22 protein-coding genes are annotated in these 25,438 nt (G+C 75.2%); 9 read left to right on the forward strand and 13 right to left on the reverse strand.

The window, feature by feature from the left end:
- The first annotated feature begins 19 nt into the window (after positions 1-19).
- Positions 20-1,111: an ATP-dependent DNA ligase gene (locus IR170_RS04570; protein WP_193661342.1), complete on the forward strand. Its 1,092-nt coding sequence runs from the start codon at positions 20-22 to the stop codon at positions 1,109-1,111.
- Positions 1,112-1,134: 23 nt separating this feature from the next.
- Entirely contained in the window at positions 1,135-1,713 is a 579-nt protein-coding gene (locus IR170_RS04575; protein WP_193661343.1) for a hypothetical protein, read from the forward strand.
- Between the two features lie 325 nt (positions 1,714-2,038).
- Here IR170_RS04575 and IR170_RS04580 read toward each other — a convergent pair whose 3' ends face one another.
- Positions 2,039-3,127 (reverse strand): WD40/YVTN/BNR-like repeat-containing protein, encoded by a 1,089-nt coding sequence (locus IR170_RS04580; RefSeq protein ID WP_193661344.1) that lies wholly within the window; start codon positions 3,125-3,127, stop codon positions 2,039-2,041.
- A gap of 44 nt (positions 3,128-3,171) precedes the next feature.
- Here IR170_RS04580 and IR170_RS04585 point away from each other — a divergent pair, with 44 nt between their 5' ends.
- The 3 genes from IR170_RS04585 to IR170_RS04595 all read left to right on the forward strand — a co-directional run bounded on the left by IR170_RS04585 (position 3,172) and on the right by IR170_RS04595 (position 5,393).
- The gene (locus IR170_RS04585; RefSeq protein ID WP_319804901.1) at positions 3,172-4,050 is read left to right on the forward strand and encodes an EamA family transporter; all 879 of its coding nucleotides are present in this window, start codon (positions 3,172-3,174) and stop codon (positions 4,048-4,050) included.
- A gap of 164 nt (positions 4,051-4,214) precedes the next feature.
- On the forward strand, positions 4,215-4,421 hold the full coding sequence (locus IR170_RS04590; RefSeq protein ID WP_193661345.1) for a hypothetical protein: 207 nt from the start codon (positions 4,215-4,217) through the stop codon (positions 4,419-4,421).
- A gap of 54 nt (positions 4,422-4,475) precedes the next feature.
- Complete coding sequence (locus tag IR170_RS04595; RefSeq protein ID WP_193661346.1) at positions 4,476-5,393, forward strand: alpha/beta fold hydrolase; 918 nt, start codon at positions 4,476-4,478, stop codon at positions 5,391-5,393.
- On the opposite strand, the gene IR170_RS04600 is transcribed toward IR170_RS04595, so the two are convergent.
- From IR170_RS04600 to gatC, 8 genes are all read right to left on the reverse strand, one after another.
- Complete coding sequence (locus IR170_RS04600; RefSeq protein WP_251534017.1) at positions 5,383-6,225, reverse strand: ECF transporter S component; 843 nt, start codon at positions 6,223-6,225, stop codon at positions 5,383-5,385. The two genes, IR170_RS04595 and IR170_RS04600, sit on opposite strands and share 11 nt — an antisense overlap.
- The gene (locus tag IR170_RS04605; RefSeq protein WP_193661347.1) at positions 6,222-7,841 is read right to left on the reverse strand and encodes an ABC transporter ATP-binding protein; all 1,620 of its coding nucleotides are present in this window, start codon (positions 7,839-7,841) and stop codon (positions 6,222-6,224) included. Before IR170_RS04605 ends, IR170_RS04600 begins: the two co-directional genes overlap by 4 nt.
- A complete protein-coding gene (locus tag IR170_RS20195) occupies positions 7,838-8,935 on the reverse strand; it encodes an energy-coupling factor transporter transmembrane component T (protein ID WP_193661348.1) in 1,098 nt (365 codons plus the stop codon). The genes IR170_RS04605 and IR170_RS20195 overlap by 4 nt, the downstream gene beginning before the upstream one ends.
- Positions 8,932-9,918: a hypothetical protein gene (locus tag IR170_RS20200; protein ID WP_193661349.1), complete on the reverse strand. Its 987-nt coding sequence runs from the start codon at positions 9,916-9,918 to the stop codon at positions 8,932-8,934. Before IR170_RS20200 ends, IR170_RS20195 begins: the two co-directional genes overlap by 4 nt.
- Positions 9,919-9,920: 2 nt before the next feature.
- Positions 9,921-11,585, reverse strand: coding sequence for a YbbR-like domain-containing protein (locus IR170_RS04620; protein ID WP_193661350.1), 1,665 nt, complete (start codon positions 11,583-11,585; stop codon positions 9,921-9,923).
- Between the two features lie 246 nt (positions 11,586-11,831).
- Positions 11,832-13,355 (reverse strand): Asp-tRNA(Asn)/Glu-tRNA(Gln) amidotransferase subunit GatB, encoded by a 1,524-nt coding sequence (gene gatB / locus IR170_RS04625; RefSeq protein WP_193661351.1) that lies wholly within the window; start codon positions 13,353-13,355, stop codon positions 11,832-11,834.
- Positions 13,352-14,917: an Asp-tRNA(Asn)/Glu-tRNA(Gln) amidotransferase subunit GatA gene (gene gatA / locus IR170_RS04630; RefSeq protein ID WP_193661352.1), complete on the reverse strand. Its 1,566-nt coding sequence runs from the start codon at positions 14,915-14,917 to the stop codon at positions 13,352-13,354. Before gatA ends, gatB begins: the two co-directional genes overlap by 4 nt.
- Positions 14,914-15,213 (reverse strand): Asp-tRNA(Asn)/Glu-tRNA(Gln) amidotransferase subunit GatC, encoded by a 300-nt coding sequence (gene gatC / locus IR170_RS04635; protein WP_056863767.1) that lies wholly within the window; start codon positions 15,211-15,213, stop codon positions 14,914-14,916. Before gatC ends, gatA begins: the two co-directional genes overlap by 4 nt.
- A gap of 119 nt (positions 15,214-15,332) precedes the next feature.
- Between gatC and wrbA the strand changes: the two genes are divergently transcribed.
- Complete coding sequence (gene wrbA / locus IR170_RS04640; protein WP_319804902.1) at positions 15,333-15,929, forward strand: NAD(P)H:quinone oxidoreductase; 597 nt, start codon at positions 15,333-15,335, stop codon at positions 15,927-15,929.
- A 712-nt stretch (positions 15,930-16,641) separates the two neighbouring features.
- On the opposite strand, the gene ligA is transcribed toward wrbA, so the two are convergent.
- Positions 16,642-18,780, reverse strand: coding sequence for an NAD-dependent DNA ligase LigA (gene ligA / locus IR170_RS04645; RefSeq protein ID WP_227488410.1), 2,139 nt, complete (start codon positions 18,778-18,780; stop codon positions 16,642-16,644).
- Positions 18,781-18,880: 100 nt separating this feature from the next.
- Here ligA and IR170_RS04650 point away from each other — a divergent pair, with 100 nt between their 5' ends.
- From IR170_RS04650 to IR170_RS04660, 3 genes are all read left to right on the forward strand, one after another.
- Positions 18,881-19,570 (forward strand): alpha/beta hydrolase, encoded by a 690-nt coding sequence (locus IR170_RS04650; protein WP_319804903.1) that lies wholly within the window; start codon positions 18,881-18,883, stop codon positions 19,568-19,570.
- 158 nt (positions 19,571-19,728) lie between these two features.
- Positions 19,729-20,316: a TetR/AcrR family transcriptional regulator gene (locus IR170_RS04655; RefSeq protein ID WP_193661355.1), complete on the forward strand. Its 588-nt coding sequence runs from the start codon at positions 19,729-19,731 to the stop codon at positions 20,314-20,316.
- 58 nt (positions 20,317-20,374) lie between these two features.
- Positions 20,375-22,018: an MFS transporter gene (locus tag IR170_RS04660; protein WP_193661356.1), complete on the forward strand. Its 1,644-nt coding sequence runs from the start codon at positions 20,375-20,377 to the stop codon at positions 22,016-22,018.
- Between the two features lie 117 nt (positions 22,019-22,135).
- On the opposite strand, the gene IR170_RS04665 is transcribed toward IR170_RS04660, so the two are convergent.
- The 3 genes from IR170_RS04665 to IR170_RS04675 are packed head-to-tail and all read right to left on the reverse strand — an operon-like array spanning position 22,136 to position 25,423.
- Positions 22,136-23,137 (reverse strand): uroporphyrinogen decarboxylase/cobalamine-independent methonine synthase family protein, encoded by a 1,002-nt coding sequence (locus tag IR170_RS04665; RefSeq protein ID WP_193661357.1) that lies wholly within the window; start codon positions 23,135-23,137, stop codon positions 22,136-22,138.
- Between the two features lie 7 nt (positions 23,138-23,144).
- On the reverse strand, positions 23,145-24,254 hold the full coding sequence (mnmA, locus tag IR170_RS04670; RefSeq protein ID WP_319804904.1) for a tRNA 2-thiouridine(34) synthase MnmA: 1,110 nt from the start codon (positions 24,252-24,254) through the stop codon (positions 23,145-23,147).
- Positions 24,251-25,423, reverse strand: a complete 1,173-nt coding sequence (locus tag IR170_RS04675) for a cysteine desulfurase family protein (protein WP_193661358.1) — start codon at positions 25,421-25,423, stop codon at positions 24,251-24,253. The genes mnmA and IR170_RS04675 overlap by 4 nt, the downstream gene beginning before the upstream one ends.
- Between the last annotated feature and the right edge of the window lie 15 nt (positions 25,424-25,438).

The raw sequence follows: 25,438 nt of genomic DNA on the forward strand, positions 1-25,438 counted from the left end.
GTCTCGCTACGGTGGCCCGGTGGACCTGCCCGTGATGCCGCCCGTGCGGCCGATGCTCGCCAAGGCCGTCACCGGCGTGCCCGACCCCGCCTCCCAGGGCGGGCTCTCCTTCGAGCCCAAGTGGGACGGCTTCCGCTGCCTGGTCTTCCGCGACGGCGACGAGGTCGAGCTGACCTCGCGCAACACCAAGCCCCTCACCCGCTACTTCCCCGAGGTGGTCGCCGCGGCGCGCGAGCAGCTCCCGCCGCGCTGCGTGCTCGACGGCGAGCTCTTCGTCGCCTCCGGGGGCCGGCTGCAGTTCGAGGTGCTCCAGGAGCGCATCCATCCCGCCGCCTCCCGCGTCGAGCTGCTCTCGACCACCACCCCGGCCTCCTTCGTCGCCTTCGACCTGCTCGCCCTGGGCGAGGACTCCTACGTCGACCGCCCCTTCCGCGAGCGCCGCGCGGCGCTCGAGCAGGCCCTCGCCGGCCTCGTCGGCGGCGGCGGGCCCTGCCACCTGACCCGCACCACCACCGACCGCGCCGAGGCCCAGGGCTGGTTCGAGCGGTTCGAGGGCGCGGGCCTCGACGGCGTGGTGGCCAAGCCGCTCGGCGCGGCGTACGTCGAGAACGGGCGCACCATGCTCAAGGTCAAGCACGTGCGCACCGCCGACGTGGTGGTGGCGGGCTACCGCGAGCACAAGACCTCCACCCCCGAGGCGCCGCTGCTGGGCAGCCTGCTGCTGGGCCTGTGGCACGAGGGCCGCCTCCAGCACGTCGGGGTCAGCGCCAGCTTCACCGCGACGCGCCGCGCCGCGCTGGTCGAGGAGCTCCGACCGCTCGTGTGCCCCGTCGAGGAGCACCCGTGGGGCGAGTGGCAGGAGTGGGCGGTCGCCAACCCCGACCGGGTGCCCGGCACCCAGAGCCGCTGGAGCGCCGGCAAGGACCTGTCCTTCACCCCGCTGCGCCCCGAGCGGGTGCTGGAGGTCAAGTACGACCACATGGAGGGCAGCCGCTTCCGCCACACCGCCCACTTCCTGCGCTGGCGCCCCGACCGCGACCCGGCCTCCTGCGGCTACGACCAGCTCGAGGAGCCGGTCGGCTACGACCTCGACAGCGTGCTCCAGGGCTGAGCGGGGACCACTAGAGTCGCAGGATGACGCAGACCCCGGGCGGCGCACCCGCCGACGAGACCGTCCACCCCGACTACGACGTCGTGCTGCTCGTCGAGCAGGCGCTCAGCGCCGCCGACGCCGCCCAGGTCAGGTCGCTGCACGAGGCCCTCGAGGAGCCGGTGGTCTACCACGTGCTGCTCCCCGTCGACGACGCCCCGGCCCGGGTGCAGGCGGCCATGGGCTCCCTCGGCGGCGCCGAGCCGCTCGCCTCGCCCGCCGTGGTCCTCGACGAGGACGACCTCGAGGTCGTCGAGCAGGAGGCGCTGAGCCGCGGCGAGCGCGAGCTCGCCGACACCCTGGCCCACCTGCGGGCCTCCGGGGTCACCGTGCACGGCGAGCTGGTCACCGCTCCCCCGGTCGACGCGCTGGCCGCCAAGGTCGCGGCCGTCGACGGCCGCGAGGCGATCATCCTCACCAGCTCCCACGCCGTCGCGGAGTTCTTCCACGTCGACTGGTCCTCCCAGGCCCGCCGCAAGCTGGGGGTGCCGGTGCTGCACCTGCTCGAGCACGAGACCTTCGACGAGCAGGCCGGCGGCGGCGAGGGCGCCACCCTCATCTGAGCCACCCCTCCCCCGCCCGGCCCCCGATTTTGTTGCCGAACTGTGGATTTCGCTTGGACGTCCTGTTCGCCCGCCGGCCCTAGTGTTCTTCTTGTCGGAGCGGTCCGGGGGGACCGGCACCGACAACCACGATCCGAAGCGACGCAGCACCGCGATTCTGGGGGGAACGCGGTCACGACGCCGAGGTGAACAGGTCCGGGACTCCGGGGGGAGTCCGACAGGTCGCCGGGGGGCGACCAGGACCAAGATCAGAAGACCCGCTCGGCCACCGGCCGAGCGGGTCTCTGTCTTTCCTGGGGCGTGTCTGTTCCCGGGGCCTGTCCTGTCAGGGGAGCACCGCGGCCCGGACCACCATCACGTCGGGCAGGTCGCTGACCACCGGGCGCCACGTCTCGCCGCAGTCGAGCGACCCGAAGACGGTGCCGTTGCGGGCGCCGATGTAGAGCCCGGCGCGCTCGTGGGTGTCGGTGCACATCGCGTCGCGCATCACCGCGACCCAGAAAGGCGCGGGCAGGCCCTCGCCGTGACCGGTCCAGGTCTCCCCCGCGTCGCGCGAGCGCCACACCAGCGCGCGGCCCTGCGGCGGGAAGCGGCCGTCGCCGCCGCCGAGGGGGAAGACGAAGAGCGTGTCGGGGTCGTGGGGGTGCACGACCACAGGGAAGCCGAAGTCGGAGGGCAGCCCGTCGGCGATCGGGGTCCACCGGGCGCCCTCGTCGTCGGAACGGTAGACCCCGCCGTGGTTCTGCAGGTAGAGCCGCTCGGGCCGCGCCGGGTGGCGGGCCACCTTGTGGACGCACTGGCCGAACTCGGGGTACTGCTCGCCCTCGGGCAGGAACTCCGCGCGCAGCCCCTGGTTGGCCGGCTCCCAGGTGGCACCGCCGTCGCGGGTGCGGTAGACCCCGCCGGTCGAGATCGCGGCGACCAGGGAGTCGGGGTCCTCGGGGTGCGGGAGCAGGGTGTGGAAGGCCTGGCCGCCGAAGCCGGCGCGCCACCGCTCGCGGTGGGGGTGGTCCCACAGCCCCTCGACGAGCGCGAAGGTCTCGCCGCCGTCGTGCGAGCGCCACACCGCCCCCGGCTCCGTGCCGGCCCAGACCACGCCGGGTGCGCTGCCCGCCACCAGCTGCCAGACCCGCTCCACCGCGGCCTCGCGCCGCTCCTCGAACCGCACGCCGCCGTCGGGAGCGGCCTGCCAGGTGGCCCCCAGGTCGTCGGAGCGGATCACGCGCGGGCCCAGCCACATCGAGGAGGCGCCGGCGAGCAGCCGCACCCGGCCCTCGCGGGTGTCGACCAGGCAGGAGTAGACCTCGTCGGTCTCGACGTGCGGCCCCGTGAAGCGCCACTCCTCGCGCTCGGCGTCAGAGCGGCCGATCCACAGCCCCTTGCGCGTGCCCACCATCAGGACGGTCTCGGACATGCTCGGATTCCTCTCGTCGACGGGTCGGTCACTACCGTGACCCGGTGAGCGGGCGGAAGTCATCGGTGCGGCGCGTGGCGACCTCGCCCGTGCTGCTCGTCCTGGTGGGCATCGCCTCGGTGCAGCTGGGCGCAGGGGTGGCCAAGAGCCTCTTCGACGAGGTCTCCCCCACCACGCTGGTGTGGCTGCGCCTGGCCTCGAGCCTGCTGATCTTCGCCGCCGTCGTGCGCCCGCGCCTGCGCGGCCACAGCCGCGGCGACTGGCTGGTGGTGCTCGGCTTCGGCCTCGCGCTCGGCACCATGAACTGGGCGATCTACCAGTCCTTCGCGCGCATCCCGCTCGGGATCGCGGTCACCATCGAGTTCGTCGGGCCGCTCAGCCTCGCGCTGCTCGGCTCGCGGCGGGTGCGCGACCTGGCGTGGGTGGGCCTCGCCGCCGCCGGCGTGGCGCTGCTCGGCCTCGACACCGACGGCGTCACCTGGGCGGGCGCCGGGTTCGCGCTGCTGGCCGGCGCCGCGTGGGCGGCGTACATCCTGCTGAGCGCGCAGACCGGACGGCGCTGGGAGGGCGTCGACGGGCTGGTGGTGGCCAGCCTGGTCGCGACGCTCCTGCTGACGCCGTACGTCGTGGGACCGGGGCGCGGCGACCTCGACCGCGCCTGGGTCCTCGCCGTGGGCGCCGCCGTGGGGCTGCTCAGCTCGGTGGTGCCCTACAGCTGCGAGCTCGTGGCGCTGCGCACGCTGCGCCCGGCCGTCTTCGGGATCCTGATGAGCCTGGAGCCGGCCGCGGCGGCGCTCGCCGGCATCGTCGTGCTCGGCGAGCTGCTGAGCACGCCGCAGTGGCTGGCCATGGCGTGCGTGGTCGTGGCCAGCATCGGCGCCACCCGCAGCGGGCGCCCGCTGCCGGCGCCCGTGCCCGACTGAGGCCTGACCAAGGCCTGACCAAGGCCTGACCAAGGCCTGACACCGTGTCGCGGGCACGGTTCATCCCCCCGACACACGGCCTTGACGTGGCCGTCGCGAGCCCGCACTAGCCTCGGACCCACCGCCCCGGACTCGTCAGCAGGACTCGTCGACAGGAGCCGCCCATGCGCACCCGGATCCCCCACCAGGTCCTCCAGCCGCTCGCCCGCGCCCGCCGCTGGCCGGTCGAGGCCCAGCAGCGGGCCTGCCGCAACGCCATGGTCGCGAGCACCGCCCTGGCCCGCACCCGCGCCGAGCGCGACGACGTCGAGGAGTTCCTCGCCGCCCGTGCCCGGGCCGCCGAGGCCGGTCCCGGCGCCCGCCACGCCTAACCGCGCGTCGCACGTCACGCCCCGCACCGCGCGATCCTGCGGCATGATCGGGTCATGCCGATCTCCCGCGCCCGCACCGGGACCGCCTCCTCGCTGAGCTTCCACGAGGTCCTCTCCGACGACGGGACGCGCCTGCGGGCGTGGACCAACGACGCCGAGGGCGCCTTCCCGGGGCCCACCGTGCTGCTGTGCAACGGCCTGGGCACCAACCCCTGGTCGTGGCCGGCGCTGCTCGAGCCCGACTGCGGCGTGCGGGTCATCTCGTGGAACCACCGCGGCACCGGTGGCTCGGCCCGCCCCGTCGACACCGACCGCGTCGGCATCGAGGAGTTCGTCGAGGACGGGCTGTCGGTGATGGACCACTTCGGCGTGGACCGCGCGGTGCTCATGGGGTGGTCGATGGGCGTCAACACGATGTACGAGCTGGCCTTCCGTCACCCCGAGCGGGTCGCGGGGCTCTTCGCCGTCGCGGGCGTGCCCGGCGACACCTTCGCCACCATGCTCGGCCCGCTGCACCTGCCCCACCCGCTGGCGCGCCTGCTCACCGTCAACGTCTCGCGCGCGATGCGCCTGGCCGGCCCGCTGCTGACCCCGATCTCGACGCGGCTGCCGATCGGCGAGAAGGCCGTGGCGCTGCTCAGCCACAGCGGCTTCATGCTGCCGGTGCACGACCTCGAGGCGACCGCGCTCACGGTGAAGGAGTTCCTCACCACCCCGCTGGGCTGGTACTTCCACCTCGCCCTGCGCACCTCCGAGCACGGGCGGGTCTCGCTGCGCAACATCCGCGTGCCCGCCGCCTTCGTCGCCGGCACCTGGGACGTGCTGGCCGGTGCCCGCGACATGGCCAGCGCCGCCGCCCGCATCCCCGGAGCCACCTACACCGAGATCGCCGGCAGCCACTTCCTGCCCCTCGAGCACCCCGACCGGGTCCACACGCTGCTGCGGGAGTTCCTGTCCCGCGTCAGCGGCTGACCCGGCCGGTCACGAGGCTGCGCCGCGCGGCGCGGCGCAGCGTGGTCAGCACGGCGGGGCCCAGCACCAGCACGGCGACGACGTTGGTCACCGCCCGCACGGTGTCCCACCCGGCCGTGGAGGTGAGCAGCGTGTAGACCGCGAAGGTGTGCAGGTTCTCCAGCACCGGTGCGCCCGGCTCGAAGGCGAGCTGGAGCTCCTGTCCCGGCACGTAGACGCCGGTCAGGAAGGGCCAGCTGGAGAGGTTCATCAGCAGCCCGTAGACGTACGCCGCGACCGCGGCGTAGACCGCCAGCAGCACGAGCTCGCCGCGGCCCGTCACCCGTCGTGGCAGCAGCCCCGCGCCCATGCCCACCCAGGCCGAGCAGATCATCTGGAAGGGCAGCCACGGCCCGACGCCCGCGGTGAGCAGCGCGGAGGCGAAGAGCGAGGTGCAGCCGAGCACGAAGCCGAAGCCCGGCCCGAAGACCCGCCCGGCCAGGATGATGAGGAAGAAGACCAGCTCCACGCCGCCGGTGCCCGGGGAGACGCCCCGCACCACGGCCACCACCGCGCTGAGCACGCCGAGCACCGCCAGCACCCGGGGGTCGAGACCGCCCTCGCTGACCTCGGCGAGCACCACCGCCACCACCACCGGCAGCAGCACCAGGAAGACGAACGGCGGGTCGACCCGCTCGCCCGCGGGGGCGTCGAGCAGCAGCGGCCACAGCAGCATGAGCAGCCCGGCGACGCCGGCCACGACCAGCACCGCCGCCGTGCGCCGCGAGACCGGCACCGCGGCGGGCCGCGCCGGCTGCGGAGCGCGCACCCGCGGGGTCGTCGAGGAGCTCACGCCGTCACCGGCTCGCCGGGGCCGGCGGCCAGCGCGGCGACGACCTCGTCGACGCGCAGCCAGGGCGCGCCGAGCACCTTGGTGACCTGCGGGGCGAAGGCGGGCGACTCGGCCACGACCCGGCGCACGGGGCCGGCCGAGACGACCTCGCCCTCGGCCAGGACCACCACGTCGTCGGCGGCCTGGGCCACGAACTCGACGTCGTGGGTGGCCACGAGCACGGCCTGACCGCCCGCGGCGAGGTCGCGCAGCACCCGGGCGAGCACGTGCTTGGCGGCGTAGTCGAGACCGCGGGTGGGCTCGTCGAGCAGCACGACGCGGGGCCGGGCCACCAGCACCACGGCGAGCGCGAGCGCGAGGCGCTGGCCCTCGGAGAGGTCGCGCGGGTGGGAGTCGTCGGGGATGCCGGGCACGAGGCGGTCGAGCAGCGCGCGGCAGTCGCCCGGGGCGCCGTCGACGTCGGCGGCCGCGCACTCCTCGACCACGGTCTCGAGGTAGAGCAGGTCGGCGGCGGTCTGGGGCAGCATCGCGACGTGCCCGCGGCGCCGGTCGGCCGGCAGCCGGCCGGTGTCGACGCCGTCGACCTCCAGGTCGCCGCCGCGGCGGGCGCGGCTGCCCTGGAGGGTCCACAGCAGGGTCGACTTGCCGGCGCCGTTGCGACCCATGAGGCCGACCACGCGTCCGCCGAGCAGGGTGAGGTCGACCTCGCGCAGGGCGACGGTCTGGCCGTGGGTCACGGTCACCCCGCGGGCCCGGGCGGCGCGCGCGGCGTAGGGGGCGACCGGGGCCGGCGCGGCCGGCGGCTCCGCGAGGCGCTCGCGCAGCGCCCGCACCCGCCGCCGGGCGTCGCGCACGCTCAGCGGGAGCGGGTCCCAGTCGGCGGCACGGCCGAGCTCCACGAGCGGGGGCGCGACGGGCGAGGTGGCGAGCAGCTGCGAGGGCTCCCCCACCCGCACCCCGCCGTCGCCGGTCAGCAGCACCATCCGGTCGGCGAAGGGCACGACCCGCTCGAGGCGGTGCTCGGCCAGGAGCACCGAGACCCCCAGGTCGTGCACGAGGCGGGTGAGGGTGGCCAGCACCTCCTCGGCCGCCGTGGGGTCGAGGGCGGAGGTGGGCTCGTCGAGCACGAGCAGCCGCGGGTGCATCGTGAGCACCGCGCCGATGGCGACGCGCTGCTGCTGGCCGCCCGAGAGGGTGCGCAGGTCGCGCCCGCGCAGGTCGGCGATGCCGAGCAGGTCGAGGGTCTCCTCGACCCGGCGGCGCATGGTCTCGCCGGGCAGGCCGAGCTGCTCCATGCCGTAGGCCAGCTCCTCCTCGACGGTGTCGGTGACGAAGCCGGCGGCCGGGTCCTGCCCGACGTAGCCGATGGCGTGGGCGCGCTCGCGGGGCGGGTCGTGCACGATCGAGCGGCCCTCGAGCAGCACGTCGCCGGAGAGCACCCCGCCGGAGAAGCGCGGCACCAGACCCGTCACCACCCCGAGCAGGGTCGACTTGCCCGCGCCGGTCGGGCCCGAGACCAGCACCAGCTCGCCCTCCTCGACCTCCAGGTCGACGCCGTGGAGCACGGGCTGGGCGGCGCCGTCGTAGGCGAAGCCGATGTCGCGCAGCACGATCACGCCGTCACCACCCGGGGGGCGGAGACCCGCGTCGGCGGGCTGGCCACGGCGCCCAGCAGCGCCACCCCGGCGCCGAGGAGCACCGCGAGGCTCACCGTCGGCACGGCGTCGAGGCGGGGCAGCGCCACCAGCGGCTGCTGGCGCGCGACCCACTGGCCGAGCACGGCCACGACCACGCCCGCGGCGACCACGAGCAGCTCGGGGGTGCGCCAGCGGTCGGGGCGGTAGCGCGAGCGCTCCACGCGCCGGCCGGCGCTGACCGTGCCGAGCACGGCCACCGCGACGCCGAGCAGGAGCATCGGCGTGGCCAGCCAGCGGGGCGCCTCCTGGTCGAGGCCGGCGTAGACGCCCACGCAGACCCCGCACAGGCCGGTGAGCATGAGGGCACCCGTGACCCGGCGACGCGCCGGCGAGGCGTCACCGGAGCGGCCGTAGCCGCGGGTGTCCATGCCAGCGGCCAGGGCCAGGGAGCGCTCGAGCGCGTCCTCCAGCACCGGCACCAGGAAGCGGCGCAGCGACCCCACCCGCCCGGCCGCGGGCGCCGCGCGCAGCGACTGCGCGGCGCGCACCCGCTGCACGCTGTCGGCCAGCTGCGGGAGCACCGAGACCGCGACCACGAGCGCCGTGCCGACCTCGTAGAGCGCCGGGGGCACCGAGCGGAGCAGCCGCTTGGGGTTGGCCAGGGAGTTGGCCGCGCCCACGCAGATGACGATCGTGGCCAGGCGCAGGCCCTCGTAGGCGCCGGCGAGCAGCGACTCCAGCGTCACCGGCCCGAGCAGCACGATGCCGGCCGCGGCCTCGGGCAGCGGCACCGCGGGCAGGTCGAGCAGCACCGTGCCGTTGGACCCGCCGCCGAAGACGACCCGGAACACCACGCGGATGACCACGATGGCGACGCCGAGCCACACGTAGAGCCGGAACGACGCCCCCCACGGCTGGTCGGAGCGGCGCAGGCCCACCGCCAGGGCCGCGACCCCCACGAGCAGCAGCAGGCTGAGCGGGTTGGTGGTGGCCGAGGCCGCCACGGCGAGACCGATCGCCCACAGCCACCAGGCCACGGGATGGAGGTCGCGCGCGAGACGGCCGCGGCTCACGCCTGCGGCCCCCCGGCGGAGCGGCGGCGTACGGCGAGCACGACACCGGCCACGGCCAGCAGCCCGGCCACGGCGCTCAGCCCCACCCACGCGGGCAGTCCGTCCGCGTCGGCGGCCGCATCGGCGTCGTCGGCGGAGTCGGCGGCGGCGTCGGCCAGCACCTCGGCGCCCGAGGGCTCGGCCGAGCCGCTCGCCGAGGGGCTCGGCGACGCGGAGGCGTCGTCGCGCTCGCCGCGCCCGCCGCGACCCTCGCGCCCGGCGCGGTCCTCGTCGCGGGCGCGCTCGTCGGGGCGCCGGTCGCCCGTGCGCCCGGAGCGGTCGGACCCGGCCGCGCCGGTCGTCCCGGACGGGCCGTCGGGGTCGGCCGTGGCGCTCGGCGTCGGGGTGGCCGCGGGCGCGGAGGGCGCGGGGCCACCCGCGCCGCCGCCGGCCGAACCGCCGCCGGAGCCCCCGGAGCCGCTCCCGCCGGAGCCGGCGCCGCCTCCGGAGCCGCCCTCGGGGCCGTCGTACCGGGCCGGGGCGACACCGGGCTGGTCGCTGCCGCTGCCGTCGACCCACGCGAAGGCGACCGAGCCGCCCTCGGGCACGGTGAGGCCGGAGACGCCGCGGGTCGCGTAGGTCCACGAGCCCGACGTGCCGTCGGAGACCCACAGCGACCAGTAGGCGGTGGCCGGCGGGGTGCGCTGGCAGGTCTGCTCGGCGGGCTTGCCCTGCACGGTGCAGACGAAGTCGCCCTGGCCCGCGACGTAGGCCAGGTCGACGCCGGCGGCCTCGAGGACCTCCTGGGCGGAGTCGCCCCCGCCCCCGGGCACGCAGAGCTGGGCGATGCCGCCGCCGAGCTCCTTGAAGTCGACGACGGCGCTGGCGCCCTCGCCGCCGGTGCACGACGCGGCCGAGGCCGGGGCCGGCACCAGCGCGGGGCCCGTCGCCACCGCCGTCAGGACGGCGGCGGCGACGGCGCGCAGGACGGTGTGGGCGCGCACGGTCAGCGCACGACCCGGACGGTCGCCTCGCCGGAGCGGTCGACGAACTGACCCTTCGCCCGGAGCGTCGCGAGTCCCAGCGCCCCACTGATGCGCACCTCGGTGACGACACGGCCCTCCGCGTCGGCGCGGGCCACGCTCTTCGCGCCGCGGAACGTCACCACGGTGCGCTCCCCGGGCACGAGACCGGAGACGGTCACGACCTGGGACCCACCCCGCTCCGCGCGCCGGGCGGTGTCGACGCCGAGGGTCTTGGGGCCGAGCACGCGCACGTCGACCGAGCCGACGAGGCCGCTCTCGCCCCGCACCTCGTAGGTGGCGGTGCCGGCGCGCCCGGGGTTGACGGTGAGGTCGGCCGAGCCGTCGCGACCGGCGGTGGCGCCCACGGTCTCGCCGCGGCCGGTGAGGCAGAGCTTGGCGCCCGGGACCAGCCCGGTGACGCTCACGGTGAGGGCGCGGCCCTTGCGGGCGAGGTCCTTCGCGGCGACGGCGTCCTCGCCGGCGTCGGTGGAGGAGGCCAGCGCGGGCGCGGCCTGGGCGGTGGCGCGCAGGAACTGCCCACGGTCGGCCGCGACGATCCCGTCGGTGCGGGCACCCTTCAGCGCCGCGTCGTCGTAGGCCACGGCGCCGAGGTCGGCGTCGTCGAAACGGTTGCAGTCGCCGACACCGGCGACCTGGCGGGCCCGCAGCCAGGCCGCGGCGTCGGCGGCGGCGCCGGCGCTGGCCGCGCCCACGCCGAGGTCGGCGAGGTCGCCGAGGGCCCAGCCGGCCAGGCCGGTGCTGTTGGCGTTGCCGGGGAAGGCGGTGGCGTCGGTGCCGGAGTCGAAGGAGCCGTTGGCGTTCTGGAAGCCGGCCAGCCAGGCGGCGGCGTCGGCCAGCGCGGCGTCGACCTCGGCGTCACCCGCCTGGGGCAGCAGCGACAGCACGGCCTGCGCGGTGGCGTCGACGCTGGCGTCGGCCCCGCTCCCGCAGGCCTGGTCGGTCGCGGTGGCCGGCGCGAAGTCCTGGCGGAAGAAACCGACCCCGCACTGCTGGAGCAGCAGGAAGTCGGTGGCGGCGTCGGCCTCGTCGCTGCCCGCGGCCTGGAGGCCGCGCACGGCGAAGGCCTGGCCCAGCGTGTTGGCGAAGTCGCCGGTCGGGTCGGGCTCGCCGTCCTTCGTGGCGACGTCGGCGATGCGCCCGGCGGTGGCACCGGTGTCGGCGGTCTGGGCCTCCAGCGCGCCGACGAGGTCGATCTCCTCGACGGTGGCCGGGTCGACCCCCGCGGCCTGGAGGCCCACGAGGGCCTTGGCCACGGCGCCGGCCGCGCGCCCGGCGTACTGGGCGCCGTCGAAGGAGTAGGCGTAGTCGGTGTAGACCGTGGGGTCCTCGGCGACGGCCGCGGCGATCGCGTCGACGGTGGCGTCCTGCCCGCCGACGGCGGCGAGCGCGAGCTCGGCGTCGATGGACAGCCCGTAGTCGGTGAACGGCGCGCCGAAGCTGTCGTAGGTCAGCAGGCCGTCGTCGACCTGGCCCGCGAGCCAGCCGCCGGCGCGCTGCGCGGCCACGGGGTCGAGGTCGCCGGCGGCGGCCTGGGCCGGGGTGGTGAGGCCGGGCACCGCCAGCAGGGCCAGGGACAGGACGGGAGCGGCGGCGAGGGCGCTCGCGCGGCGCAGGGGGTGACGCATGGGGTTTCCTTCCCGCTGCGCACGGCGGGAGGCGCCCCAGCTGATCCGGGGCGGGCCACCCGCCGTGTTCCTCGACAGCGAATGATCAGGACGCGTCGCAGCAGGTGCTCCGGCTCGCCGCCCCGGGGAGGTCCCGGCACGGCCTACGGTTGCGGGTCAGCGCCGGACTCCGACCGGCTTCCCCCACGTGCGGGCGTGATGAGTGGTGCGGGGGCAGCGTAACCCGGGACCGCCCCCGCCGCCGCCTCAGGACAGCTTCTCGAGCACGAGCTCCTTGACCCGCGCCGCGTCGGCCTGGCCGCGCATCTCCTTCATCACGGCGCCGATGAGCGCACCGGCCGCGGCGACCTTGCCGTCGCGGATCTTGTCGGCGATGGCGGGGTTCTCGGCGATGGCCTTGTCGACCGCGGCCGACAGGGCGCCCTCGTCGGAGACCACGGCCAGGCCGCGGGCCGCGACGACCTCCTCCGGGGTGCCCTCGCCGGCCAGCAGGCCGTCGAAGACCTGGCGGGCCAGCTTGTCGGTCAGCTCGCCGGCGTCGACCATGGCCTGCACGCGCGCGACGTGCTGCGGCGTGACGCCGAGGGCGCCGATCTCGACCCCGGAGTCGTTGGCGCGCCGCGCCATCTCACCCAGCCACCACTTGCGCGCGGACTGTGGTGCGGCGCCGGCGGCGATGGTCTCCTCGACCAGGCCGAGGGCGCCCGCGCCCACGGTGTCGCGCATCTCCAGGTCGGTGAAGCCCCATGACTCCTGCAGCCGGGCCAGGCGGGCGCGGGGGTTCTCCGGCATGGTGCCGCGCAGCTGCTCCACCCACTCGCGCGACGGTGCCACCGGCACCAGGTCGGGCTCGGGGAAGTAGCGGTAGTCCTCGGCGTCGGACTTCTCGCGCCCCGACGTCGTCACGCCGGTGTCCTCGTGCCAGTGGCGCGTCTCCTGCAGGATCGAGCGGCCCTCGCCCAGCACGGCGGCGTGGCGCTGCATCTCGTAGCGCACCGCACGCTCGACCGAGCGCAGCGAGTTGACGTTCTTGGTCTCGGTGCGGGTGCCGAGCGCACCGGAGCCCTTCGGGGCCAGCGAGAGGTTCACGTCGGCGCGGATGGAGCCCTGGTCCATGCGGGCGTCGGAGACACCGAGGGCGACAATCAGCTCGCGCAGCTGCGCGACGTAGGCCTTGGCGACCTCGGGGGCCTGCGCACCGAGCCCGGTGATGGGCTTGGTGACGATCTCGATGAGCGGGATCCCGGCGCGGTTGTAGTCGACCAGCGAGTAGTCGGCGCCGTGGATGCGGCCGGTGGAGCCGCCGACGTGCAGCGACTTGCCGGTGTCCTCCTCCATGTGGGCGCGCTCGATCTCCACGCGCACCGTCTCCGTGCCGCCGTCGGCGGTCGGCACCAGGACGTCCATCCAGCCCTCGAACGCGATCGGCTCGTCGTACTGGCTGGTCTGGAAGTTCTTCGGCATGTCGGGGTAGAAGTAGTTCTTCCGCGCGAAGCGGCACCACTCGGCGATGTCGCAGTTGAGCGCGAGGCCGATGCGGATCGCCGACTCCACCGCCTTGGCGTTGACCACCGGCATCGCACCCGGCAGGCCCAGGCAGGTCGGGCAGACCTGGGTGTTGGGCTCGGCGCCGAACTCGGTGGGGCAGCCGCAGAACATCTTGGTCGCGGTGTTGAGCTCGACGTGGACCTCCAGGCCCATCGCCGGGTCGTAGGCGGCGAGGACCTCGTCGTAGTCGACGAGGACGTCGCCGGTGGTGGAGGTGCTCATGCGGAGGCTCCGTTCGCGTCGGTCGGGCCGGCCTGGGCGGCCAGGGCGGGCGCGCGGTCGAGCAGCGGGCCGCCCCACCGCTCGTGGAGGGCGGCCTCGAGGGCCGCGCCCACGCGGTACATCCGGTCGTCGGCCAGGGCCGGCGCCAGGATCTGGAAGCCGGCCGGCAGGCCGTCCTCGTCGGCCAGGCCGCTGGGCAGCGACATGCCGGGCACGCCGGCCAGGTTGGCCGGGATGGTGGCGAGGTCGTTGAGGTACATCGCCAGCGGGTCGTCGAGCTTCTCCCCCAGCTTGAAGGCCGTCGTCGGCGCGGTCGGTGAGACCAGGACGTCGACCTTCTCGAACGCGGCGGCGAAGTCGCGGGCGATGAGCGTGCGCACCCGCTGCGCCGTGCCGTAGTAGGCGTCGTAGTAGCCGCTCGACAGGGCGTAGGTGCCGAGGATGATGCGGCGCTTGACCTCGTCGCCGAAGCCGGCGTCGCGGGTGGCCCGCATGACCTGCTCGGCGCTCGGCGAGTCGACGCCCTCGGGCAGCACCCGCAGGCCGTAGCGCATGGCGTCGAACTTGGCGAGGTTGGAGGAGGCCTCGCACGGCATGATCAGGTAGTAGGTCGCCAGGGCGTGCACGAAGGTCGGGCACGACACCTCGACGACCTCGGCGCCGGCCTTGACCAGCAGCTCGAGCGACTCCTCGAAGCGCGCCTGCACCCCGGCCTGGTAGCCCTCGCCGGAGAGCTCGGTGATGACGCCGACGCGCACGCCGGACAGGTCGCCCTCCGCGCCGCGACGGGCGGCGTCGACCAGCGACGGCAGCGGCTGGTCGACCGAGGTGGAGTCGAGCGGGTCGTGCCCGCCCACCAGCTCGTGCAGCAGCGCGGAGTCGAGGACCGTGCGCGTGACCGGGCCGACCTGGTCGAGGGAGTTGGCCATGGCCACGAGGCCGTAGCGCGAGACCCCGCCGTAGGTCGGCTTGACGCCCACGGTGCCGGTGACCGCGCCGGGCTGGCGGATCGAGCCACCGGTGTCCGTGCCGAGGGCCAGCGGAGTCTCGAAGGCGGCCAGGGCCGCGGCCGAGCCGCCGCCGGAGCCGCCGGGGATGCGCTCGAGGTCCCACGGGTTGCGGGTGGGGCCGTAGGCGGAGTGCTCGGTGGAGGAGCCCATCGCGAACTCGTCCATGTTGGTCTTGCCCAGGATCGGCAGGCCGGCGGCCCGGAGCCGGGCGACCACCGTGGCGTCGTAGGGCGGGACCCAGCCCTCGAGGATCTTCGAGCCGCACGTCGTGGGCAGCCCCCGGGTGGCCAGGACGTCCTTGACCGCGATCGGCACGCCGTCGAGCGCCGAGGCCGGCGACCCCGCCGCGCGACGCTCGTCGGAGGCGGCGGCCGCCGCCAGCGCACCCTCGGCGTCGACGTGGAGGAAGGCGTGCACGCCGGCGTCGGGTCCGCCGTCGACCGCGGCGATGCGGTCGAGGTGGGCCTGGGTCAGCGCGACGGAGGTGGTCGTGCCCGCGGCGAGGTCGGCGGCCAGGTCGGCGGCCGTGCGGCGGGTCAGGTCGGCGCTCACTGCTCGTCCCCGAGGATGCGCGGCACCATGAAGCGCTGCTGCTCCGACTCGGGGGCACCGGCCAGCGCGGCCTCGGCGCCCAGCCCGGGCACCACGACGTCCTCGCGGAAGACGTTGGTGAGCGGGAGCGCGTGGGAGGTCGGGGGCACGTCGTCACCGGCCACGCCGCTGATCGAGGCGACCGACTCCAGGATCACCGACAGCTGCGGGGCGAGGTGGTCGAGCTCGGCGTCGGACAGGTCGATCCGGGCGAGGTTCGCCAAGTGCTCGACCTCGTCTCGGGTTATCTCAGGCATGGCGCTCATCCTAGGGCCGTCGCCCCGGGTCACCCGCAGGGACCTTGTGGGGCGCCGAGCGATGGCTACCGTGGAAGTTGAACGGTCAACCGACTCGCGATCCCACGGAGGTACCACCCGTGCCCAGCAAGCTCTCGATCATCTACTACTCCGGCTTCGGCAGCACCCACGCCATGGCCGAGCGCCTGGCCCAGACCGCCGAGGGACTCGGCGCCGAGGTCCGGCTGCGCCACGTCGCCGAGACCGCGCCCCGCGAGGCCGTCGAGTCGGTCGACGCCTGGAAGCAGCACGTGGAGGAGCAGGCGAGCAAGCCCACCGCCAGCCCCGACGACCTCGACTGGGCCGACGCCGTCCTCTTCGGCTCGCCCACCCGCTACGGCCACGTCACCAGCCAGCTCCAGTCCTTCATCGACACCCTCGGCCCGCTGTGGGGCGAGGGCAAGCTGGCCGACAAGGTCTACGCCGCCTTCACCTCCAGCCAGACCCTCCACGGTGGCCAGGAGACGACGCTGGAGGCCATGCACACGACCTTCGCCCACTTCGGCGGCATCATCGTGCCCCCGGGCTACACCGACCCGGTGAAGTTCGCCGACGGCAACCCCTACGGCGTCGGCAAGGTCACCGGCCAGACCAGCGAGCTCGACGACACCGACCGCAGCGCGCTCGACCACTTGGTCACCCGCGTGCTCTCGGTCAGCGACAAGTTGAACGCCTGAGCCTGCGCTCCACCCGCTCGCGAGCGCCGTCCCACAGCCGTGGGGCGGCGCTCGCCGCGTGACGGGGACTCGCCTGGCCGGCGCGGTCGGTCGTCGGCGTCGGTGAGTGGCGGGAGACGACACATGCGGCGGCCGTCGAACCGTCGTACGCCGCCACGTCTCGGGCGGGCCGACCGGCGACGCGCGGCGCCCCGCGTGGGCGGCCGATGCTGGCGTCGCACGCGAGGACCGACCGTGCGGTAAGTGGCGGGAAACGACACCGTCGGCGGCCGTCGGCCGGTCGTATGCCGCCACTTCTCGGCCGGCCGGCGACGCGCGGCGCCCCCGCGGGAGCGGCCGATGCTGGCGTCGCACGCAAGGACCGACCGTGCGGTAAGTGGCGGGAAACGACACCGTCGGCGGCCGTCGGCCGGTCGTATGCCGCCACTTCTCGGGCGGGCTGGCCGGGCACGCGAGGTGCTTCGCCTGCGTGGCGGGCGTGAGAGGGACCTGGCGCGGGTGTCGGTGGTTGTCAGACGGTCGCTCGCACTCCGGCTCGAGCACCACGTGGCGCCGTGGTTTCGAGACGGTCGCTGGCGCTCCCTCCTCAACCACCGGGGGCTGGCGCTCCCTCCTCAACCACCAGAGGGCTGGCGCTCCCTCCTCAACCATCAGGGCTGGCGGTCCCCCCTCCACCACCGGGGCTCGGCGCCGGAGCAGAGCCCTCCGGGGCTCAGCCGTCGTCGTCGGCACCCTCCGGAGCCTGGGACGTGGCGTCCTGGTCGTCGACCGGGGGTGGCGGTCCCTCGGCGAGCAGGCGGGTGAAGCCCTCCTCGTCGAGGACGGGGAGGCCGAGTTGCTCGGCCTTGTCGGCCTTGGAGCCGGCGTTGGCGCCGACGACGACGAAGTCGGTCTTCTTCGACACCGACCCGGCGGCCTTGCCGCCGCGCGAGAGGATCGCCTCCTTGGCCGAGTCGCGGCTGTAGCCCTCCAGCGACCCGGTGACGACCACGGTGAGTCCCTCGAGGGTGCGGGGCACCGACTCGTCGCGCTCGTCGGCCATGCTCACGCCGGCCTGCTCCCAGCGGTCGACGATCGCGGCGTGCCACGGCACCTCGAACCACTCGATGACGGCCTCCGCGATGGTGGGCCCCACGCCCTCGGCCGCGGCGAGCTGCTCCTCGGTGGCGGCGCGCAGCGCGGCCATGGAGCCGAACTCCTGGGCCAGCGCCCGTGCGGCGGTCGGGCCGACGTGGCGGATCGAGAGGGCCACCAGCACCCGCCACAGCGGGACCTGCTTGCGCTCGCCGAGGTGGCTCAGCAGCCGCTGCCCGTTGGCCGACAGCACCCGCTCGCCCTCCTCGCCCTTCTTCGCCGCGCGCGTGAACAGGTCGGTGCGCAGCAGGTCGTCGGGCCCGAGGGAGAACACGTCGCCCTCGTTGGCGATCACCCCGGCGTCGAGCAGCGCGGAGGCCGCCTCGTAGCCGAGCCCCTCGATGTCGAAGGCGCCGCGGCCCGCGACGTGGAAGACCCGCTCGCGCACCTGGGCCGGGCAGTGCTCGTGGTTGGGGCAGCGCAGGTCCTTGTCGCCCTCCTTCTGCTCCGCCAGCGGGGTGTCGCAGGCGGGGCAGCGTGTGGGCATCACCCACTCCGCCAGCCCCTCGGGCCGCAGCGCGAGCACGGGCCCCAGGATCTCGGGGATGACGTCGCCCGCCTTGCGCAGGATGACGGTGTCGCCGGGGCGCACGTCCTTGCGGCGCACCTCGTGGGCGTTGTGGAGGGTGGCGTTCTCGACCGTGGATCCGGCCACCCGGGTCGGCACCATCACGCCGTACGGCGTGGCGCGCCCGGTGCGGCCGACGTTGACCCGGATGTCGAGCAGCTCGGCGTTGACCTCCTCCGGGGGGTACTTGAACGCGATGGCCCACCGCGGCGCCCGGCTGGTCGAGCCGAGCCGTCGCTGCAGCGAGACGTCGTCGACCTTGACCACGACCCCGTCGATCTCGTGCTCGACGTCGTGGCGGTGCTCGCCGTGGTGCTCGATGAAGGCGCGGACCTCGGCGAGCCCGGGGAGCACCCGCACCCGCGGGCTGGTCGGCAGGCCCCAGGCGGCGAGCGCGTCGTAGGCCTGCGACTGCGAGGCCGGCTCGAAGCCGCGCCGAGCGCCGATGCCGTGGCAGACCATGCCGAGCGCCCGGGTGGCGGTGACCCGCGGGTCCTTCTGGCGCAGCGACCCCGCGGCGGCGTTGCGCGGGTTGGCGAAGACCGGCTTGCCCGCGTCGGTCATGGCGGCGTTGAGCCGCTCGAAGGCCGCGGTGGGCAGGAACACCTCGCCGCGGACCTCCACGAGCTCGGGCACCGCGAAGCCCTCGGCGAAGACCAGGCGGTGCGGGATGGAGTCGATGGTCTTGACGTTGGGGGTGACGTCCTCGCCCGTGCTGCCGTCGCCGCGGGTCAGCGCCCTGACCAGGCGGCCCTGCTCGTAGAGCAGGTTGATGGCCAGCCCGTCGACCTTCAGCTCGCACAGCAGCGCCGGGTCGTCGACGCCGTCGCGGGCCAGGCGGGCGTGCCAGGCCGCGAGCTCGTCGTAGGAGAAGGCGTTGTCGAGGCTCTCCATGCGCTGGAGGTGGTCGACGGCGGTGAACTCGGTGCTGACCGCGCCGCCCACCCGCTGCGTGGGCGAGTCGGGGGTGCGCAGCTCGGGGAACTGCTCCTCCAGCTCCTCCAGCCGGCGCATCCGGGAGTCGAAGGCGGCGTCGTCGAGGGTCGGCGAGTCGAGCACGTAGTAGCGCCAGCGGGCGTCCTCGACCTCCTCGCTGAGCCGGCGGTGCTCGTCGCGGGCGTCGTCGCTCACGGGGACAGGCTCGGTCATGGGAGCCATCCTGCCGGGTCGCGCCGACAGCGGCGCACCCCCTTCCGGTCCGGGGTGCCCCGGGCCCATCCACCCCCCGCCGCGGCACCGAAGAAGCACCGTGACCACCCCGCACGCCGAGCGCCCCGCACCCTCGCTGACCCGGCTCGACGTCGAGGGCGCTCCCCGGGCGCTCGTGCTGATGCTCCACGGCGGCAAGCCCACCTCGCAGCAGGTCGTCGACGGTCGCAGCGCGTCGTGGCGCCGCGTGGCGGCCCTGCAGCGGGCCATCACCCCCGCCCTGCACGAGGCCGGCGCGTCGACCTGGCTGCTGCGCTACCGCGCCCGCGGGTGGAACCTCGACGGCGCGGGCGCCATCGCCGACGCCCGGTGGGCCCTCGCCCGGGCCCGTGCCGAGCTCGCCGACACCCCCGTCGTGCTGCTCGGTCACTCCATGGGCGCGCGCACCGCCGTGCACGTCGCCGACGACGACCGGGTCGCCGGCGTGGTCGCGCTCGCACCGTGGCTCCCGCCCGACGAGCCCGTGCGCGCCCTCACGGGCCGCCACCTGCTCGCCGCCCACGGCCGCAGCGACAAGATCACCTCGGCCCGTCAGACCGCGGCGTACGTCGAGCGCGCGGCCCGCGTCGCGGCGTCGGCCCGCCTCGTCGACATGGGCCGCGTGGGGCACTACATGTTCCGCCGGGTCGAGGACTGGAACCGCGTGGCCACCGAGGGCGTGCTCGACCTCCTCCAGCACCGGCCCGAGCACCGGCCCGAGCACCGCACCGAGCACCGCCGCCCCGACTGAGCGCGCACCCCGCCCCTCCCCCCTCCCCCCGCGGGACGCCGGACCGACATCCGCGCGTTGGCGCGGGAACACCTGGGCGTGCCATGCTGTTCGGGATGGAACGGAACCGTTTCGTTTCATCCAGGTGAACGGACCGCACGACCAGACGTGGAGCAGCCATGACCCCCGCCGAGACCCGACCGCGCGTCGAGGGAGACCGCGAGCAGGAGATCCTCGACGCCACCCTCGAGCTGCTGGGCGAGGTCGGCTACGACCGCCTCACCATGGACGCCGTCGCCACCCGGGCCAAGGCGTCGAAGGCGACGCTCTACCGCCGCTGGGGCGGGGGCAAGGTGGCCCTGGTCATCGACGCCCTCAAGGCGGCCAAGCAGCAGCCCGACCTGCCCGACACCGGGAGCCTGCGCGAGGACCTGCGCGCCGCCTTCTGCGGGATGGGCGGTCTGACCGACGACGAGACGGTCTCGCACTTCACCAGCATCCTCACCGCGATCAGCGTCGACCCGGAGTTCGCCACCGCCTTCCGCCGCGACGTCCTCGAGGCCAAGATCGCCGGCTCCCGCACGATCTGGGAGCGGGCCCGCGCCCGGGGCGAGCTGCGCGACGACGTCGACCTCGAGCTCATGGAGCCTGCCCTGGCCGGCATCGTCATGCACCGCGTCTTCCTGCTCGGGCGAGCGCCCGACGCCGACACCATCACGCGGGTGATCGACCAGATCATCCTCCCCGCGGCGACCCGCCGACCCTGACCGGGCCCGCCCGCTCCACCACGTCTCCACCACGTCTCGACCAGACCAAGGACATCCCATGACCGACACCGCACCGCCCGACCAGCAGGCAGGGGCGCACGAGCCGCGCCAGCTCCGCCTCGGCTGGGCCCTCGTCGTGATCTCGATCGCGCAGCTGATGGTCGTGCTCGACGCCACCATCGCCAACATCGCCCTGCCCTTCATCGGGGCCGACCTCGACATCGACCAGGCCAACCTCACCTGGATCGTCACCGGCTACGCCCTGGCCTTCGGCGGCTTGCTGCTCCTCGGTGGCCGCCTCGGCGACCTCTACGGCCGCCGCCGCGTCTTCATGATCGGCCTGGTCGTCTTCGCGGTCGCCTCGCTGCTCGGCGGCATCGCCACCAACGAGCCGCTGCTGCTCGCGGCCCGTGGCCTCCAGGGCCTCGGCGCGGCGCTCGCCTCGCCCGCCGCCCTGGCGCTCATCACCACGACCTTCCCGGCCGGCCCCGCGCGCAACCGCGCCTTCGCCGTCTACGCCGCCATGTCGGGCGCCGGCGCGGCCGTGGGCCTCATCCTCGGCGGCTGGCTCACCGGCATCTCGCCGCAGCTGCTCGGCGTCGACGTCGACGGCTGGCGCCTCACCTTCCTCATCAACGTCCCGATCGGCCTGGTCGCCGCCGCCCTCGCCCCGCGCTTCCTCAACGAGTCCGAGGGCACCGAGGGCCAGCTCGACGTGCCCGGCGCCGTCACCGGCACCCTGGGTCTGCTCGGCCTGGTCTACGGCCTGACCCGCGCCGGCGAGGAGGCCCACGGCTGGGGCGACACCTGGACCATCGCCTCGCTGGTGGCCGGCGTCGCGCTGCTGGTGGCCTTCGCGTTCGTGGAGTCGCGTGCGGCCCACCCGCTGCTGCCGATCCGCATCTTCCAGAACCGCACCCGTGCGGCCAGCTTCCTGGTGATGATGCTCGTGCCGGCCGCGATGTTCGCGATGTTCTTCTTCCTCAGCCTCTTCATCCAGCAGGTCGTGGGCTACAGCCCGCTGCACACCGGCTTCGCGTTCCTGCCGTTCTCGGTGGGCATCGTGATCGGCGCGGGCCTGTCGTCGAACCTCGTCAACCGCATCGACCCGCGCTTCATCGCCGGCACCGGCACGCTGCTGGCCGCGATCGCGCTCTTCGGCTTCTCGCGGCTCTCGGTCGACGAGTCGAGCGCCAACCTGCTCCAGGCCGTGATGCCGGGCGGCCAGCCCGTGGGCGAGGACCTCAACTACTGGGCCTCGATCTTCCCCTTCATCGTGCTGATGAGCTTCGGCATGGGCATGGTCTTCGTGCCGCTGACCCTCACCGCCGTGCACCACGTGCGTGCCGAGGACAGCGGCATCGGCTCGGGTGTGCTCAACACCATGCAGCAGGTCGGCGGCGCCCTCGGCCTCGCCGTGCTGGCCACCGTGTCGCTGCACTTCGCCAGCGGCCGGGGCGAGGAGCTCTCCCCCGACCTGCTCGCGGCCGCGCAGCAGCAGGGCCTCAGCGGCGACCAGATCCCGCAGGTCGTCGGCGCCGCCACGCAGCTCGGCTCCTTCACCGACGGCGCGACCGCGGCCTTCCTCGTCGGCTCGGCGATGATCCTGGTCGGCTCGCTCATCGTGTGGCTCTTCCTCGACGTCAAGCACGAGGAGCTCGCCACCGACGGCCCCGAGGGCGCCCCGGTGCACCTGGGCTGACGCCCGCACCCCACCGCTCGACGCCACGGGCCCGGTCACCTCGGTGACCGGGCCCGTGGCGTCACTGCCCGTGCCGCCCGGGTGCGGCCCGGGTGCGGCCGTCGTACGGCGGAGCCCTCAGCTCAGGCGGCGCGCGGTGTCGCTCGACAGGGCCAGCGCGCGGCGCGACCAGGCGACGTCGGCGCCGGCGAGGCCGCACGCCGGGCTGACGAGCAGCTGCCCGGAGACGCTGCCGGGGTCGATCCCGAGCATGTCGAGCCAGCGCTCGACCCGCTCGACGAGCGCCCTCTCCCCCGCCTCGGGCCCGGCCGCGGCGGCCGTGGTCGGCACGACGCCGAGCACGACGCTGTCGCCGGCCTCGAGCGCCTCGCCGAGGGCGTCGTGGTCGGCGGCGGTCATCAGCGACAGGTCGACGGCGAGGCCGCGGGCCCCGGCGCCGCGCAGGAGTCCGAGAGGTGTGCCGGCGGCGCAGGTGTGCACCCACGCCTCGCCGCCCGCCTCGGTCGCGGCGCCGAGCACCCAGCCGAGGGCGTCGGAGGCCTCGGGCGGGTGCACGGTGCGGTGGCGGCCGAAGCCGGACGCGGTGGGCACCCGGGCGTCGAGCACCGCGGCCAGCGCGGGCTCGTCGACCTGCACGACGAGCCGGGTGACGTCGGGCAGGCGCCGCCGCACGTCGCGCACGTGGTCGCGCACGCCCTCGGCCAGCGCCTGGGCCAGCTCGCGGCGCGCCCCGGCGTCGGCCAGCAGCTTGTCGCCGCGGGGCCGCTCCACGGTGGCGGCCAGGGTCCACGGCCCGGCCACCTGGATCTTGAAGGAGCCCGACAGGCCCTGGGCCTGCTCCTCCAGCACGTCGAGGTCCTGGGCGAGCAGGCTGCGGGCGCGCCGGTGGTCCACCCCGGCGCCGCCGCCGGTCAGGCGCCAGCCGGCGGGCTGGAGGTCGGCACCCAGCTCGGCCAGCACCGCGAGGCCGCGCCCGGTCATCGAGGCGGTGGCGCCGCGGCCGGGCAGCTCCACGAGGTGGGGCAGGTCGGGAAGGCTGTCCAGCACGGTGCGCGTCGCCTCGGCGACGGCGGCGGCGTCGTCGCCGGGCATCGAGCCGATGCCGGTGGCGGCGGTCATGCGGCGCTCACGCGGCGACCCGGGTGGTCGCGGTGATGGTGGCGGAGCCGACGACGCGGGTGCCGTCGTAGAAGACCGCGGCCTGGCCGGGGGCGATGCCGGAGGCGTGCTCGAGCAGCTCGACGCGCACCCGGTCGCCGTCGTGCACCTCGACCCGGGCGCGGTGCTCGGCGCCGTGGGCGCGCAGCTGCACGGTGACCGCGGGGCCCTCCAGCACCCGCGGCACGGTGCCGCACCAGCGGGGGCGGTCGGCCTCCAGGGCGCTCACCGCGAGCCGCTCGCGCGGCCCGACGCGCACGGTGCCCTCCACCGGCTCGATGTCGAGCACGAAGCGCGGCCGCCCGTCGGGGGCGGGCACCCCGAGCCGCAGCCCCTTGCGCTGGCCGATGGTGAAGCCGAACGTGCCGTCGTGGCGGCCCAGCTCCTCCCCCGTGGCGTCGTCGACGATGGCGCCGCCGTGGTTGGGCGCGCGGTCGCCCAGCTTCTCGCGCAGCCAGCCGGCGTTGTCGCCGTCGGCGACGAAGCAGATGTCGTGGCTGTCGGGCTTGTCGGCCACGAGCAGCCCGCGTCGCTCGGCCTCGACGCGCACGGCGGGCTTGGGGGTGTCGCCGAGGGGGAAGAGCGAGTGGGCCAGCTGCTGCTGGTCGAGCACCCCGAGCACGTAGGACTGGTCCTTGCCGGCGTCGGCGGCGCGGTGCATCTCGACCAGGCCGTCGGTGCCCGTGCGCAGCTGCGCGTAGTGGCCGGTGGCGACGGCGTCGAAGCCCAGCGCGAGGGCCCGGTCGAGCACGGCGGCGAACTTGATCCGCTCGTTGCACCGCAGGCACGGGTTGGGCGTGCGGCCGGCGGCGTACTCGTCCATGAAGTCCTCCACCACGTCGGCGTGGAAGCGCTCGGAGAGGTCCCAGACGTAGAACGGGATGCCGATGACGTCGGCCGCGCGGCGGGCGTCGTTGGCGTCCTCGATGGTGCAGCAGCCGCGAGCGCCCGAGCGGTACGACGCCGGGTTGCGCGACAGCGCGAGGTGGATGCCGGTGACGTCGTGGCCCGCCTCGGCCGCGCGGGCCGCGGCCACCGCGGAGTCGACGCCGCCCGACATGGCGGCGAGGACCTTCACAGCCGCGCCGCCCGGGCCCGCGCCACGACGGGGCCGATGGCCTCCAGCACGGCGTCGACGTCGGCGTCGGTGGAGGTGTGGCCCAGGGAGAAGCGCAGCGAGCTGCGGGCCTCGTCGTCGGGGTGGCCCATGGCCAGCAGCACGTGGGAGGCCTGCGGCACGCCGGCCGAGCAGGCCGAGCCGGTGGAGCACTCGATGCCGCGCGCGTCGAGCAGCATGAGCAGCGAGTCGCCCTCGCAGCCGGGGAAGGACAGGTGGGCGTTGCCGGGCAGCCGCTCGACCGGGTCGCCGTTGAGCACCGCCTCGGGCACGGCGGCCAGCAGGCCGGCCACGAGACGGTCGCGCAGGGCCGCCACCCGCTCCGCGTGGGCGGGCTGGTGCTCCACAGCGTGCGCGACCGCGGTGGCGAAGCCCGCGATCGCGGGGGTGTCGATGGTGCCGCTGCGGATGTCGCGCTCCTGCCCGCCACCGTGCACCAGGGCGGTCACCTCGACCTGGCGGCGCACCAGCAGCGCGCCGACGCCGTAGGGGCCGCCGACCTTGTGGCCGGTGACGGTCATCGCGTCGAGCCCGGAGGCCGCGAAGTCCAGCGGCACGGCGCCGAGGGCCTGCACGGCGTCGCTGTGCACCGGGATCCCGTGGGGCGCGGCGAGCGCGACGACCTCGGCCACCGGCTGCAGGGTGCCGACCTCGTTGTTGCCCCACATCACCGACACCAGCGCCACCGAGGCGGGGTCGCGCTCGATGGTGGCGCGCAGCGCGTCGAGGTCGACCCGGCCCTCGCCGTCGACCGCGAGCAGCTCGACCTCGGCGCCCTCGTGCTCCCCCAGCCAGTGCACGGGGTCGAGCACGGCGTGGTGCTCCACCGCGGTGGCCAGCACCCGCACGCGGCGCGGGTCGGCGCTGCGGCGCGACCAGAAGATGCCCTTGACCGCGAGGTTGTCTGCCTCGGTGCCGCCGGAGGTGAAGACGACCTCGCCGGGCCGGCAGCCCAGCGCGTGCGCGATCTGCTCGCGGGCCTCCTCCACCACGCGCCGGGCGTGGCGGCCCGAGGCGTGCAGCGAGCTGGGGTTGCCCACGTCGGCCAGTTGCCGCGTCATGGTCTCGATCGCGGCCGGCACCATCGGGGTGGTGGCGGCGTGGTCGAGGTAGACGGGAGTGGCGGTCATGTCCCTCCCAGGGTA

It is taken from the genome of Nocardioides kribbensis (genome assembly GCF_015070375.1).
In the GTDB taxonomy this organism is placed as follows: Bacteria; Actinomycetota; Actinomycetes; order Propionibacteriales; family Nocardioidaceae; genus Nocardioides; species Nocardioides kribbensis.